Here is a 13,598-nt window from a genome sequence, read left to right as displayed (position 1 = left end):
CTCGTCGGGCTCATAACCCGAAGGTCGTCGGTTCAAATCCGGCCCCCGCAACCAACATCATAAACACCCTCAAGGGTGTTTTTTTGTTTCTGCGCTGCGCAAAATCTTATGCCTGATTCAGGGAACGGCGCAGCGCCGCTCCCCGGCCCTTTTTCAGCCCTTCGGCAACACAATATTGCTCGCCGCCAGCATGCCCATCTCGTGATACATCGCGCAGGCCGCTTCCACGATCGGCATCGCCAGCGCCGCGCCGCTGCCTTCGCCCAGGCGCATCCCCATGTTGAGATACGGCTCCAGCTCCAGGTGCATCAGCGCCGTACGCGCCCCCTTCTCCGCCGAATAGTGCGACGGGATCAGATAGGGTTTCACTTCCGGCGCAATTCGGCACGCCGCCAGCGCCGCCGCGTAGGAGAGGAAGCCATCGAGCACCACCGGCAGGCCGCAGGAGGCCGCGCCCAGCATCACGCCCGTCATCCCCAATAAATCAAAACCGCCCACTTTTGCCAGCACGTCGAGACCATCGTTCGGGTCAGGCCGGTTGACGGCGATAGCCCGGCGCACCACTTCCACTTTATTAGCGACCTTCGCCAACGGCAGATTAGCGCCAATCCCGACCACCTCCTGGGCATCGCTGCCGGTCAGAACGCTGACAATTGCCGCCGCCGGGGTGGTATTGGCCATTCCGAGCTCCCCGACGCCAAACAGGGTGACGCCATCCTGCGCCAGCCCTCGGGTATAGCGCATCACCTCCAGCAGCAGCTCTTCCGCCTGGCCGCGGCGCATTGCCGGACCGACGGCGATATTGCCGCAGCCGCGCGCCACGCGCATGTTGATAACGCCCGGTATCAGCTCGGCATCGATCCCGACATCAATCACGTGCATTTTCGCGCCCGCCTGCGCCGCCAGCACGCAAACGCCGGTTTTACCCAGCGTCATATTCGCCGCCTGGATGGCGGTCACCGCTTTCGGCGAGATGGCGACCCCTTCGTCCCACACGCCGTGGTCGGCGCACATCACCAGCAGCGCCTTCTTTTTCACCTGCGGCACGCCGTCAAGACCGGGCATGCCCGCCAGCTGTACGGCAAGATCTTCAAGGCGTCCAAGGCTTCCGGGTGGCTTCAGCAGGCCGTCGATATGAAGCCGGGCGCGCGCCATCGCGCTTTCATCAGGCGCCGGGATCGCGCCCAGTAGAGAGGTTAAGCTTTGCATAGAGGTTCTCGTCTTGTTGGCTGGCTCATGGCAGAGCCAGCAGGAAGAATAACGCCCGGTACGGCGCGCCTGGCCTATTTGATTTTTACGCCAATGCCCGACACCACCAGCCACACCTCGTCCGCCGCCGCAGCAAGGCGCTGGTTAACGCGTCCGGCGATATCGCGGAAATGGCGGGCCAGACGGTTTTCCGGCACAATCCCCATCCCCACTTCGTTGGTCACCAGCACCACGCGGGCCGGGCAGCGCTGGCAGGCGGCAATCAGTACCGCGATTTCGGCGTCGATCGCCCGCTCCATCGCCGCATAATCCCAGTCGTCCGGCGCGCTGTCGCCCCCCAGCGCAAACAGCAGGTTGGTTACCATGGTGGTGATGCATTCCAGCAAAATCGCCTCCTCCGGGGCGATATACGGGGTGATCAGTTCATCAAGCTGCTGCCAGCGCTCGGCGGTGCGCCAGTGCGCGGGCCTGCCGTCGCGGTGGTGCTGGATCCTCGCCGCCATCTCGTCATCAAAGATCTGCGAGGTGGCGATATAGAGTACCTGCGGCGCATGGGCGATCAGCGCTTCGGCATGGCGGCTTTTACCGCTGCGCGCCCCGCCGGTCACTAAAGTCAGCATACGGGCTCCTGATGTTGGCGCATGATGGCGTAGATTTTTTCGATATCAATATGCTGGCGCATCGCGTCCGCCAGCAGATCGAACTGGCGAGATTTATACTGCGCATACTCGAAATCGCTATCCAGCGCCGCCAGCCCTTTACGCTGGCGCAGGCCGTTAACCAGCGCGCGGGTAAATGCATCGCTATCGAACAGGCCGTGCAGATAGGTGCCAAACGCCAGGCCGTCATCGCTGACCGCGCCGTCCGCCACGTTCAGGCCGCCTTTATGTAATTGCATCAGCGAACGGCAGCCGTCGCGCAGCTCGGTTTCGCCCATATGAATTTCGTAGCCGCTTACCGCCAGCCCCGCCGTTGCCGCCAGCCACGCCGGCAGCGCCGGAGCCAGAGTCGCCGTTACCTGGGTGGTCGTTTTGCTGTGCGCAAAGTGGGTGACGGTATTGAGCAACCCCAGCCCCGGCTGGGTGCCAAGCCCCGACTCCACCTCATCGATTATGGTTTCGCCGAGCATCTGGTAGCCGCCGCAGATCCCCAGCACCGGTACGCCCTGACGCCGGGCCTGCAGTATCGCGTGCGCCATGCCGCTCTCGCGCAGCCAGCCCAGGTCGCCGAGCGTATTTTTACTGCCCGGCAGGATAATCATATCCACGCCCGCCAGCTCCTGGGGATGGCGAACATAGCGGACGCGGACGTCCGGCTGCGCCGCCAGCGCGTTGAAATCGGTGAAATTAGAGATGTGCGGTACCTGGACCACGGCAATCTCAATATCGCGCCTGTCGGTACGCAGATATTTCCCTTTTTGCAGCGCGACTCCGTCCTCATCTTCAAGATCGACCTCCAGCCACGGCATGACGCCGAGCACCGGGACGCCGGTGAGCGCTTCTATCTGCTCGATCCCGGAATACAGCAGCGCCACGTCGCCGCGAAATTTATTGATAATCACCCCTTTGACCCGCGCGCGTTCGCGATCGTGCAGCAGCGCGAGCGTGCCGTAGATGGAGGCGAATACGCCGCCGCGATCGATATCCGCCACGAGGATCACCGGGCACTGGGCCATCTCGGCCATGCCCATATTGACGATGTCGCGATCGCGCAGGTTGATCTCCGCCGGACTGCCCGCCCCTTCCAGCACCAGCACATCATGTTCGGCGGCAAGGCTGTTATAAACCGCGAGGATCTGTTCGCGCAGGCGCGGCTTGTACTCGTGATAGCTCACCGCGTCCATATCGGTCGCCACTTTGCCCATCAGCACCACCTGCGCTTTACGGTCGCTGGTTGGCTTAAGCAGCACCGGGTTCATGCGCACATCCGGGGTAATGCCCGCCGCTTCGGCCTGGAAAATCTGCGCGCGGCCCATCTCTTTGCCATCCGGCGTGATACCGGAATTAAGCGCCATATTCTGCGATTTAAAAGGCGCGGTGCGCTGCCCGTCCTGATAAAAGATGCGGCACAGCCCCGCGACCAGCACGCTTTTGCCGACGTCGGAAGCGGTGCCCTGTAACATAATTACCAGCGTCATGACGCCTCCTTCATCGCGTTGCTTCGCATCCGCGTAAAAAATTCTTCTTCGGTTTTACACAGCGGCAGCCCGAGCTGCGCGTGCAGTTTCACCAGCCACGGCTGGGTTAGCCCGGCCTGGGCCATCAGTTCGCTGCGGGCAAACACCTCCCCGGGTTCGCCGTGCGCCAGCACTTCGCCGCGGCGTAACACGTAAACCGCATCGCTGATTTCATAGATCAGATCGATGTCGTGGCTGGAGATCGCCACGTGGTTGCCCCGATCGGCAATGCGCTTAATGATGTCGATCATCTGCGCGCGCCCCGAGGGATCGAGCCCCGCCGTAGGCTCGTCGAGCAGTAAATAGCGCGCCTGCAGCACCAGCGCGCCGGCTATCGCCACGCGCTTTTTCTGCCCGTGGCTCAGGCACTGAATCGGCTGGTGACGAAACCCCTGGGCATCGACGAGAGTCAGGGCATCGTCCACCCGGCGGGCAATTTCCTCTTCCGCAACCCCCAGGTTACGCAGGCTAAAGGCGATATCGCTGTCGATATCGGTATAGAAAATCTGCTGGTCCGGGTCCTGAAAAACGGTCGCCACCTGCTGACGCAGCGCCAGCAGGCCGCGTTTGCTGTAGTCCAGCGGTTTTCCCTGCCACAGCACCGCCCCGCTCTGCGGGCGCAGCAGACCGCTCAGGTTCATAAACAGCGTGGATTTTCCGCAGCCGTTCGCCCCCACCAGTCCGGTCACCGCGTGACGGGAAAAATCCAGCGTCAGCCCCTTCAGCACCGGCTCGTCCTGATAGCGAAACCAGAGATCGGTCGTGGCAAGCATACTTATCCTTAGAGGTGAAAGTCACCCTGATACAGTTTGATATCCAGCGTGGTGCTCATCTGCTGGTAGCGAATCATCACCCGGGTAAACAGCAGCCCTACCAGCATCGCCAGCGAACGATAGCCCTTCGGCACGCTACGGTAGCCAAAACGTAATGTTTGCGCACGATGAATCGCCAGCGCTTCGTCTAACAGAATAAAAATAAAGCGCCAGGTTAGCAGGATTTGCTCGGTCAGCAGCCGCGGCACCCGCCCGCGCTTGAGCAGCACAATAAGCTGCGGGAACGGCAGATTCAGCACCAGCCAGAAGGTGGACGCCAGCGCCGCCAGGCTGCGCCAGAAGGTCTGATTGGCGGTCGTCAGCCCCTCCGACGTGATGCCCAGCCAGACGCTGCCCAGCGGCAGGCTCAGCAGCAGATCCTGCGGATTGCGGCTGACGCTAAACAGAATGGTCAGCACGCCGATCAGCAGGAAGCCAAACGGCAGCGCCATCCAGCGGCACCAGCGCCACGGCGAGACCCGCAGCAGCCAGCAGGTTAAGGCGGCAATCAGCGCCATTTCGATACCCTGCCCCAGCGGAGGCAGGGTAAAGGCCAGCACCATCAGCAGCAGCCAGAACAGGAACTTGCGCTCCGGCGCGACGTGAAACCAGCGGCTCTGATAGCTAAGTCGGTCAAACCCGGTCATCACGGCGCTGTCTGCCTTTGCTGTAGCCCAGAATATAGAAAATCACCGCCGCGCCGAGGGATCCCTGGAGCGTAAACAGCAGGCTCTCAATTTCTCCACTCGCCGGTTCGTACAGCGGCTGGAACCACGGCTCATAATGCGGCGCGACCACCTGAATCTGGCTCTCCGCCTCGCCGTCCGAACCGCCAAACTCGCCGCCGTGATCGACAAAGAACGGCAGGATCACCAGCGCCACCACCATGGCTAACAATATCAGCGTCTTTTTCATGTTAATGCCCCTGTGCGGTAATCAGCTGACGTTTGGTCAACTGGTCGTAGATCATGACGGTTAACAGTCCTTCAGCAATGGCGATCGGGATCTGGGTCAGGCAGAAGATCCCCATAAACTTGACGATCGATCCGGTCGCGCCGGCGGTCGGATCCGGGAAGGCCACGCCGAGCTGTACGGAGGTGACAAAGTAGGTCACCAGATCCGCCAGCATCGCGCAGAGAAACACCCCGACATCGCGGCGAATGCCCGCGCGGCAGGCCATTTTCCACACCATATAGCCGACCACCGGCCCGATTACCGCCATCGACATCCCGTTCGCGCCGAGCGTCGTCAGCCCGCCGTGCGCCAGCAGCAGCGCCTGGAACAGCAGCACGATGGCGCCAAGGATCGCCACCACTCCCGGCCCGAAGAGAATCACCGCCAGGCCGACGCCGGTCGGGTGCGAACAGCTACCGGTCACGGAAGGAATTTTCAGCGCCGACAGCACAAAAATAAACGCCCCGCACAGCGCCAGCAGCACCTTCTGGTTGTTATCTTCCTGCACGATGCGGCGCAGGCGCACCAGCCCGTACCACAGGCAGGGTAAAAACAGCAGCCACCATGCCAGGGCCCACATCGGCGGTAAAAACCCCTCCATAATGTGCATCGCGAAAGCCTTTTCGGGTACCACTATCAGCAATAGCGCCGCAGCTAACCCGCTGAAAGACAGCTGTTTTAGCTGTTGTTCAAGTTTCATTCTGCATACTCCCACTGTTTATTGACCAGAATGGTCGAGAAATAGGGCAGCGGCTGGTCGTCGCTGACGTCACGGAGATGGCGCCAGCACTGCTCGCCCGGCAGCGTGGCTTCGGACATCATCAGCGCGGCATCCAGCAGACCGTTTTTCGCCAGCAGCGCTTTGATGCGGGGAAACCGCCCGTACACTTTCATCAGCACCAGGCTTTCATGCTGGCGCAGCGCCTGCTCGATTTCCGTTTCCGGCGCGGTGCAGGAGATCACCGCCAGCGACTGCTGCTCCATGGCCAGCGGCGTTTGCGAACGCGCGGCAATGGCGGCGAAAGAGGTGACGCCGGGAACAATCTCCAGCCACTCCGGGCTGCCGATACGCTGGAGTAAGAACACCCAGGTGCTGAACAGCATGGCGTCGCCGAGGGTAATAAACCCGACCTGCTTGCCCGCCTCCACTTCCTGCACCAGCGCGGCGGCGACCTCATCCCATACCGCCTCTTTTTCCGCGCTGTCGGCGCTCATCGGGAAATGGCAGCAGCGCACTTCGGTCCGTTCGCCGATATACTCCCGCACGATGGAGAGCGCGAGGCTGTCGCCGCCTTTACGTCCGGCGGGCGCGTAGAGAATGTCCAGCTTGCCCAGCACCCGCGCCGCGCGCACGGTGATCAGGTCGGCGGCGCCAGGGCCGGTACTCAGGGCATACAGTTTGCCGCTCATGCCGCCTCCTCCATCGCCAGGCTCAGCGCCTGCTGCAGGTGAGCGACGAACATTGCGCGCACCGCCGGATTCTCTCCCAGCCCGTTCAGCCACGGCGTCGCCGTGATACCGGCGGCGTTGAACAGTGTTTTCCAGGAGTCCTCTTCGTCCGAGGCCATATCGTTAATGGCGTGATCGCCGGCCACCAGCATCAGCGGCATCAGGTGCACGCCCTTCACCCCCTGCCGGCGCAGGCTGTCGATAAGAATATCGACTTCCGGATAGCTCTCGACCGCGCCGACCCGCGCCGGAAACCCCTTCGCCGTCATCATATGGTCCAGACAGGCGTAGGCGGCGAAAGCGTGATGGCTGGCGCCGTGGCCCATAAAGACCACCGTTTCATCGGCGGCAATCGGCGGCATCTGCTGGCGCAGCGCCTGCATCAGCTGGACATAATCATTATGGCTGCTCAGCAGCGGCGCCCCCAGCGTCAGGCGGAGGAACAGCGGGCGCAGGCTTTGCACTTCACGGACGATCTTTTCATATTCATCGCCGTTGATAATGTGCAGCGACTGAATCGCCACATCCTGGTAGCCCTGCTCGGCCAGCTTCTGCAACGCCTGCAGCGGCGTATCAATCTCGATACCGTCGCGCTGCTTGAGCTTGCGGATAATCATCCCGGAGGTGAAGGCGCGAAAGGTGTCGCGGTCCGGGCAGCTGGCCGCCAGCTCGCGCTCGCAGGCGACGATATTCTTTTCACAGGTGTCGGGATAGCTGGTGCCAAAACTGACCACCAGAAGCGCTTTTTTCATTTCGGACTCCTTAAGCAGCGGCCAGCCAGCGCGCTAAGCGCCGGGCAAAGGCAGCCTGACTTTCCAGTAATTCTTCACCGGTCACCAGCGGTGCCGGGCGCGTAATCACGATGCAGGGGATACCGGCATCCAGACAGGGTTGTACTTTTTCCTGATAGCCGCCTTCGGCGCCGGAGGCCTTAGTGATCACCACATCGGCCCGGCACTGGCGGTAGAAAGCGGCGTTGAACTCGGCGCTGAACGGCCCGCACAGGGCGAAGATCTCGCCAACGCCGAACCCCAGCGCGGCGCACTGCGCGATGACATCGGCTACCGGCAACACCCGGGCCAGCAGCGTTTTTTCGCCTAATCCCGCCCGCCAGCGCGCCAGATCTTTGCTTCCGGTGGTGAGCAGCACGCGCTGGCCGAAGCGCCGCGCCACCTCGCAGGCCTGTTCAATGCTCTCCACGGTATAGAGCAGCGGATGCGTCAGGCCGCTCAGCTGTTCAGGGCGCTGATAGCGGCTCAGCAGCACGCCGGCGGTTTCGCAGGCCCGGACGATATTGCGGCTCACCGCTTCGGCGTAGGGGTGAGAAGCATCGATCACCCAGCGGGTCCGGTTAGCCTTCAGCCAGGCGATCATCTCCTCCAGCTCGAGACGCCCGCAGCGCACCTGGCCGCGAATGTCTCCCGCCAGCTGCTGGCCGGTGGGCGTCGCCACCGACAGGGTGTATTTAACCTGCGCCGCGTCAAGCTGCTGGCACAGCGCCCGCGCGTCGCTGGTTCCGCCCATCACCAGCACCTCGCCGTGGCTCACAGCACGTAGCCTCGTGGGGTGATCATCAGGCCATCCTGGATATACGTCGCTTTGTTGCCAACGATCACCAGGCTGGTCATATCGACCGGTGCAAAATCCATCTCCCCCAGGGTGGTCAGCCATTTCTCCTGTTTTTTACGTCCGGCGGACTTCACGACCCCCACCGGAGTCTGCGCGCTTTTGCTGGCCGACAGCAGCTCAAAGGCGCGCGCCAGATGGCCCTCGCGGCCGCGGCTGCGCGGATTGTAAAAACAGATCACGAAGTCGGCTTCCCCGGCGGCGACAATACGCTTTTCAATCACCGGCCACGGTGTCAGCAGGTCGCTGAGGCTGATATGGCAGAAGTCGTGCATCAGCGGCGCGCCCAGCAGCGAGGCGGCGGCGATGCTGGCGGTCATCCCCGGGATCAGGCGGACTTCCACATCCAGCTTCTGCTTGCTGACCAGCTCAAGCACCAGTCCGGCCATGCCGTAAATACCGGCGTCGCCGCTGCTGATCAGCGCCACGTTATGCCCGGCCTGCGCCAGCTCAATCGCCGCCTGGCAGCGCTCAATCTCTTTGCACATCCCGGTTTTGATCACCTGCTTATCGCCGGTAAAGGCTTTCACCAGGTGCGTGTAGGTTTTATAGCCAACGACGATTTCCGCCGCCTGCAGCGCTTCAATGGCTTCCATGGTCATCATGGACTGCGAGCCAGGGCCGATTCCGATTACGCTTAACATCAGTGTGAAACTCCCAAAGTGATAGTGACGCCCTGTTCGCGCAGGGTTTCGCCCAACAGTTGCCCATGGCTCAGCAGCCAGGCCGCCGGGCCGGATACGCTCCCCACGCCGACGGTTTTTCTGACGAACGATGAGGCGGGGAAATGGTGCTCATGCTCGCGCAGCGCATCAGCGGGAAAGGTTTCGAACGGTACGCGACAGCAGGAGGCCAGCTGAATCAGCCCCTGCTCGTGCTTCTTCAGCGTCACGCTGCCGATGGCTTTCAGCGCCAGCGGATCCAGGCGCTGCGCCTCAAGCTGGCGCGCCAGCAGCGCTGCTAACAGCGGGAATGGCGTATCGCGACGGCAGCCAATTCCGGCGACCACCCGCTGCGGCACCAGCTTCCAGTGCAGCACGGCGATGGCCGGCAGCTCGTTGCGCAGCGTGACGCAGACCAGCGCGTCCAGCTCAGGAAGCTGGTGCAGATCGGTCACGGTGATAAATCCCCGCCGGTCGCAGCGGCTGACGTCTTCATCCAGTTCGTCGTCCCACCACAGGCCGACGCGCTGCTGGCTGACCAGCATCTGGTTGACGGTTTTCACCGCCGCGCGGAAGTCGCTCATCCGGGCATTAAGCTGGAATGCCAGGGTATCCAGCGCCGCCATCTCGTTGACGTCGGTGGCGGTGGTGATCACCGGGTCGGCGCCGAGCATCCCTGCCAGATAGCGGCTGAGGGCATTCGCGCCCCCCGCGTGGCCGGAAAGCAGGCTAATAACGTGCTGGCCGCGCTCGTCAATCACCACCACCGCCGGGTCGCTGAACTTGTCATTCACCAGCGGGGCCAGCACGCGTACCGCGATCCCGGTGGCGCCGATGAAAATCAGCGCCGAATAGCTGCTGAAGGCCTCGCACGCGGCGCTGGCAAAACCGTTTTCAAAGGGGAGAAACCCCTCTTCCAGCAGCTTCTCGCTGGTAAAGCAGGTTAACGGCAGCATCGCCGCCAGCCGTTTCGCCAGCCGCACGCCGCCAGGGGTCAGGCAGAAAAGCGCGATTGATTCAGGCTTTACGGTATTCATGGCTAAAGTCCGCCGCGTAGAGTTTTGAGTAGTGATACTCAGAGCCCAGGAAATTCCCGACCAGAATGAGCGCCGTTTTGCGGATCCCCGCCTCGCGCACCTTGTCGCCGATATCCGCCAGGGTACCGCGTACGGTCTGGCTTTCCGGCCAGGTCGCTTTGTAGATCACCGCCACCGGCGTGGTTGCCGGGTAGCCGCCTTCCATCAGGCGCTCCGCCACCCGGTGAATGCGCTGTACGGAAAGGTAAATCGCCATCGAGGTCTGGTGGCTGGCAAACGACTCAAGCTGCTCGCGCTCCGGCACCGGCGTGCGCCCTTCGAGGCGGGTAATAATCAGGCTCTGGGAGACTTCCGGGACGGTGTATTCGACGCCAAGCTCCGCCGCGGCGCCCAGAAACGCGCTGACGCCCGGCACCACCTGCCAGTCGATGCCGCGTTTGGTCAGCTCTTCGCCCTGCTCGCGGACCGAGCCGTACAGCGACACGTCCCCGGTCTGTAAACGCACCACCGTTTTCCCGGCTTTAACGCCGGCTTCCATCAGGTCGAGAATTTGCGCCAGATGCAGTTCGGCGCTGTCGTGACACTCGGCGCCGGGCGGACAGTACTCCAGCAGCGCGGTGTTTATCAGCGACCCGGCGTAGATCACCACCTGGGCCTGCTGGAGCAAGCGGTAGCCCTTGAGGGTAATCAGCTCACGGTCGCCCGGCCCTGCTCCAACGAACCACACACAACGGGGGTCAAATGTCTCAGCCATGGTTTTCTTCCTTCTGACAGGCGATAACAAAAACGGGATTATTCGGTTTGAAATAGTGGCCGCTGCCCAGCGCGGTCAGCGATGAAACGTTCAGCTGCAGGCAATCAACCTGTTCGATTCCCTTCAGCCGCAGATAGTCGAGAGCGGCGTTCAGGTTCTCCTGCAGGATAAAGGTCATCACCAGGCGACCGCCGGGGTAGAGCTGCTGCCACGACCAGTCAATGAGCTCGTCGAGGCGGCCGCCGCTGCCGCCCATAAAAATGGCGTCGGCCCGCTCGGTGATCACCATCGGCGCTTCGCCGGGCAGGATCTCAATGTTGCCGCAGGCGAAATGCTGGCGGTTTTCGTCCAGCAGCTGCAGGGCCGCGGGATTGCGTTCGACCGCCGTTACCTGCAGCGAGGGGTACTGCAGCGCCGCCTCAATCGACACGCTGCCGGTACCGGCGCCGATATCAATCAGGTGGCTTGCCCGGTGTAGCTCAAGTTTGGCCAGCGCCAGCGCGCGAACCGCCTCTTTGGTCATCGGCACCTTCTCGCCGCGCAGAAAAAGCTCATCTTTCATCGAGGATCACCACCGCGTTCATCTCATATTCGCCGTCGACCTCACTGACCGGTAGCCAGCGGATCCGCTCGTTATCCATCGCCAGATTTTCGCCAATCACCATCCAGCGATACCCTTTACCCCGCGCCGCCAGCTGGGCGGCGATTTCCCGCGGCCCGCAGCGCCCGTCGGTCACCATCGCCACCTTGCGCTGGCGAGCCAGCTCATCAAAACAGACGTCCCGCCCGTGGCTGCTGGTCAGCCAGATATCGTTCATATCGATACCGGCCTTCGCGCAGAGATACTGCACCGCGCTGATGCCGGGGATAATGCGCACGCGCTCGATGCCAAAGTGGGCGATCAGCCGCGTACCGATGCCGTAAAACAGCGGGTCGCCGGAGGCCAGCACCACCACCTTCTGCGCTTCGCGTTCGCCGAGCCATACCAGCAGTTCGGCAATATTGGCGCCCAGCGCAAACCGTTCGCCGTCAAACTCAGGGAACTGCTGTAAATGCCGCTTGCCGCCCACCAGCGCGTCCGCGCTGGCGACCGCGTCCCGCGCCGCCGGCGTCATCAGATGCAGGCCTGACGGGCCCATGCCGACGACCGTTAACATGCCATCTCCCGCGCAATCTCGGCGATCGGGCGATTGCTGCCGAGGACCTTGTTATCAAAGGAGAACATGATGGCGTCGCAGACGGGCGGCGTTTTGGTAAAGCGCAGCATCTGCATCACCCGCAGGCAGATGCGTTCGGCAAGATGGTGATAGATATGCTGAAAACCGTACGCGTCGATGTGCTCCATCGCCGCTTCGGTGGTATCGCATTCGCTCACCAGCTGCAGCAGCGCCAGCGGCGCGCCCAGCAGCGCCAGATGCGCGACCAGGGTTTCCATCCGCGCATCGGCGATATGGCTGTGGGTGTGGAAGATCCCGGCGGCGACTTTAATCAGCTTGCCGGGATGGCCAATCAGCACGATCTGGCGGAACCTGAGGCGCACGGCCTCTTCAATCATGTAGCCGACGAAGTTGCTCATGGTGACCACCACCTGCGCATCAATGCCCATCTGCTCGCGTACAAAGCGCTCGCCGTGGTTGCCTGGCACCAGCACTACCCGCTCCAGCCCCGCCGCGCGCTTAATTTCCAGCTCCAGCGACAGCGAACGCTTCCAGCTCTCCTCCGACATCGGCGTCACGATACCGGTGGTGCCGATAATCGAGATGCCGCCCAGGATCCCCAGCCGCGAGTTATAGGTTTTCTGCGCCCGCGCCTCGCCTTCCGGGGCGAAAATCTCTACCGTCGCCCCGCGCGACGGGCCAATCGCTTCGCGCACCGCCGACTCGATGGTGTGGCGCGGGGTGCGGTTAATCGCCGGGCTGCCGATGGGCAGGCCGATCCCTTTGCGGGTGACCGTGCCGACGCCTTCGCCGCCGCGCAGGGTAATCTCGCCGGAATCGTCGAGCGTCACGCGGGCGAAAATCAGCATCCCGTGGGTGGCGTCAACATCATCGCCGCCGTCTTTACGGATGGCGGCGATCGCCTGCTGCCCTTCAACGTGCGGCGACTCGACGTTAAGGCACAGAGTGACGCCGGAAGGGGTGACAATGGAGACCTGATGAATCAGATGCTGACGCATCACCATCAGCGCCGCGACCTTTGCTGCCGCCGTGGCGCAGGATCCGGTGGTATAGCCTTTGCGCAGCGCCTTGCCGTTGTGCCATACCGGGGCGTCAAAGGATTGCTCGCTCATCGCGCCCCCTGTAAGTGGTACAAAATGGCGTTGACGATGGCGGCGGCGACGTTGCTGCCGCCTTTACGACCCAGCGCGGCGATGCCCGGCAGGCCGCTCTGCGTCAGGGCCTCTTTCGACTCCGCCGCGCCGACGAAACCGACCGGCACGCCAATCACGCCGTTGACCGCGACGTCATGCTCCAGCAGACGAAACAGCGCGGTGGGCGCATTGCCGAAAACAAACACCTTCTCGCCCTCTTCGGCGACCGCGATATCAACCGCCGCCATCGAGCGGGTCATCCCCTGCGCTTTGGCCTCCGCCACCACCCGCGGATCGCTGATATAGCAGCGGCACTCGCCGCCGAATTTCGCCAGCAGGGTTTTATTGATCCCGGACAGGGCCATGGTGGTATCGGTATAAAGCGTGCAGGGCTGGCTCAGGGCGGCGCTCAAGCGCGGAAGCACGTCGGGCGAAAACCACAGGATATCCAGCCAGTCAAAATCAGCGGTGGTGTGGATCACCCGCTTGATAATGGCTTCGTGCAGCGGGCTGGCAAAGCGGTAGTCCGGGCGGGTCTGCGCAATAATGTCGCCAATAATGTCGAAGCTTTTCGCCTCAATCGCCTGCGGTTGCTGGATATAGTGCAT

At 62.5% G+C, this 13,598-nt stretch carries 17 protein-coding genes; all 17 read right to left on the bottom strand.

The genetic code is table 11. The features are described 5' to 3' along the window. Positions 1-153: 153 nt before the first annotated feature. The 17 genes from cobT to SIK97_RS15225 all read right to left on the bottom strand — a co-directional run bounded on the left by cobT (position 154) and on the right by SIK97_RS15225 (position 13,598). Positions 154-1,209 (bottom strand): nicotinate-nucleotide--dimethylbenzimidazole phosphoribosyltransferase, encoded by a 1,056-nt coding sequence (cobT, locus tag SIK97_RS15305; RefSeq protein ID WP_014839394.1) that lies wholly within the window; start codon positions 1,207-1,209, stop codon positions 154-156. A gap of 74 nt (positions 1,210-1,283) precedes the next feature. Then, positions 1,284-1,829: a bifunctional adenosylcobinamide kinase/adenosylcobinamide-phosphate guanylyltransferase gene (gene cobU / locus SIK97_RS15300; protein WP_057173002.1), complete on the bottom strand. Its 546-nt coding sequence runs from the start codon at positions 1,827-1,829 to the stop codon at positions 1,284-1,286. Further along, the gene (locus SIK97_RS15295; protein ID WP_057173001.1) at positions 1,823-3,346 is read right to left on the bottom strand and encodes a cobyric acid synthase; all 1,524 of its coding nucleotides are present in this window, start codon (positions 3,344-3,346) and stop codon (positions 1,823-1,825) included. The genes cobU and SIK97_RS15295 overlap by 7 nt, the downstream gene beginning before the upstream one ends. Further along, positions 3,343-4,158 (bottom strand): energy-coupling factor ABC transporter ATP-binding protein, encoded by an 816-nt coding sequence (locus tag SIK97_RS15290; RefSeq protein ID WP_025107439.1) that lies wholly within the window; start codon positions 4,156-4,158, stop codon positions 3,343-3,345. The genes SIK97_RS15295 and SIK97_RS15290 overlap by 4 nt, the downstream gene beginning before the upstream one ends. Positions 4,159-4,166: 8 nt before the next feature. Further along, on the bottom strand, positions 4,167-4,844 hold the full coding sequence (locus SIK97_RS15285) for an energy-coupling factor ABC transporter transmembrane protein (RefSeq protein WP_014226626.1): 678 nt from the start codon (positions 4,842-4,844) through the stop codon (positions 4,167-4,169). Then, positions 4,831-5,112, bottom strand: coding sequence for an energy-coupling factor ABC transporter substrate-binding protein (locus tag SIK97_RS15280; RefSeq protein ID WP_004133685.1), 282 nt, complete (start codon positions 5,110-5,112; stop codon positions 4,831-4,833). Before SIK97_RS15280 ends, SIK97_RS15285 begins: the two co-directional genes overlap by 14 nt. Before the next feature lies 1 nt (position 5,113). Next, positions 5,114-5,851, bottom strand: a complete 738-nt coding sequence (gene cbiM / locus SIK97_RS15275) for a cobalt ECF transporter S component CbiM (RefSeq protein WP_004124457.1) — start codon at positions 5,849-5,851, stop codon at positions 5,114-5,116. Continuing rightward, positions 5,848-6,561 (bottom strand): cobalt-factor II C(20)-methyltransferase, encoded by a 714-nt coding sequence (locus SIK97_RS15270; RefSeq protein WP_014839398.1) that lies wholly within the window; start codon positions 6,559-6,561, stop codon positions 5,848-5,850. Before SIK97_RS15270 ends, cbiM begins: the two co-directional genes overlap by 4 nt. After that, the gene (gene cbiK / locus SIK97_RS15265) at positions 6,558-7,352 is read right to left on the bottom strand and encodes a sirohydrochlorin cobaltochelatase (protein WP_025107438.1); all 795 of its coding nucleotides are present in this window, start codon (positions 7,350-7,352) and stop codon (positions 6,558-6,560) included. The genes SIK97_RS15270 and cbiK overlap by 4 nt, the downstream gene beginning before the upstream one ends. 10 nt (positions 7,353-7,362) lie before the next feature. Further along, entirely contained in the window at positions 7,363-8,148 is a 786-nt protein-coding gene (locus tag SIK97_RS15260) for a cobalt-precorrin-6A reductase (protein ID WP_057173000.1), read from the bottom strand. Continuing rightward, positions 8,145-8,870: a precorrin-3B C(17)-methyltransferase gene (locus tag SIK97_RS15255; RefSeq protein ID WP_004105101.1), complete on the bottom strand. Its 726-nt coding sequence runs from the start codon at positions 8,868-8,870 to the stop codon at positions 8,145-8,147. The genes SIK97_RS15260 and SIK97_RS15255 overlap by 4 nt, the downstream gene beginning before the upstream one ends. Continuing rightward, complete coding sequence (cbiG, locus tag SIK97_RS15250) at positions 8,870-9,925, bottom strand: cobalt-precorrin 5A hydrolase (protein WP_057172999.1); 1,056 nt, start codon at positions 9,923-9,925, stop codon at positions 8,870-8,872. The genes SIK97_RS15255 and cbiG overlap by 1 nt, the downstream gene beginning before the upstream one ends. Next, complete coding sequence (locus tag SIK97_RS15245; RefSeq protein ID WP_014226631.1) at positions 9,906-10,679, bottom strand: cobalt-precorrin-4 methyltransferase; 774 nt, start codon at positions 10,677-10,679, stop codon at positions 9,906-9,908. Before SIK97_RS15245 ends, cbiG begins: the two co-directional genes overlap by 20 nt. Continuing rightward, positions 10,672-11,241, bottom strand: a complete 570-nt coding sequence (locus SIK97_RS15240; RefSeq protein ID WP_014839401.1) for a decarboxylating cobalt-precorrin-6B (C(15))-methyltransferase — start codon at positions 11,239-11,241, stop codon at positions 10,672-10,674. The genes SIK97_RS15245 and SIK97_RS15240 overlap by 8 nt, the downstream gene beginning before the upstream one ends. Then, positions 11,231-11,836, bottom strand: coding sequence for a cobalt-precorrin-7 (C(5))-methyltransferase (locus tag SIK97_RS15235; protein WP_025107434.1), 606 nt, complete (start codon positions 11,834-11,836; stop codon positions 11,231-11,233). Before SIK97_RS15235 ends, SIK97_RS15240 begins: the two co-directional genes overlap by 11 nt. Beyond that, positions 11,830-12,969, bottom strand: coding sequence for a cobalt-precorrin-5B (C(1))-methyltransferase CbiD (gene cbiD, locus SIK97_RS15230; protein ID WP_057172998.1), 1,140 nt, complete (start codon positions 12,967-12,969; stop codon positions 11,830-11,832). Before cbiD ends, SIK97_RS15235 begins: the two co-directional genes overlap by 7 nt. Then, on the bottom strand, positions 12,966-13,598 hold the full coding sequence (locus tag SIK97_RS15225) for a cobalt-precorrin-8 methylmutase (protein WP_004133657.1): 633 nt from the start codon (positions 13,596-13,598) through the stop codon (positions 12,966-12,968). Before SIK97_RS15225 ends, cbiD begins: the two co-directional genes overlap by 4 nt.

It is taken from the genome of Klebsiella sp. JN_Kp126 (assembly GCF_033843325.1).
Lineage (GTDB): Bacteria > Pseudomonadota > Gammaproteobacteria > Enterobacterales > Enterobacteriaceae > Klebsiella > Klebsiella michiganensis.
The sequence above is the reverse complement of the archived record's forward strand: the minus strand, read 5'-3'. Positions and strand labels throughout refer to the sequence as shown.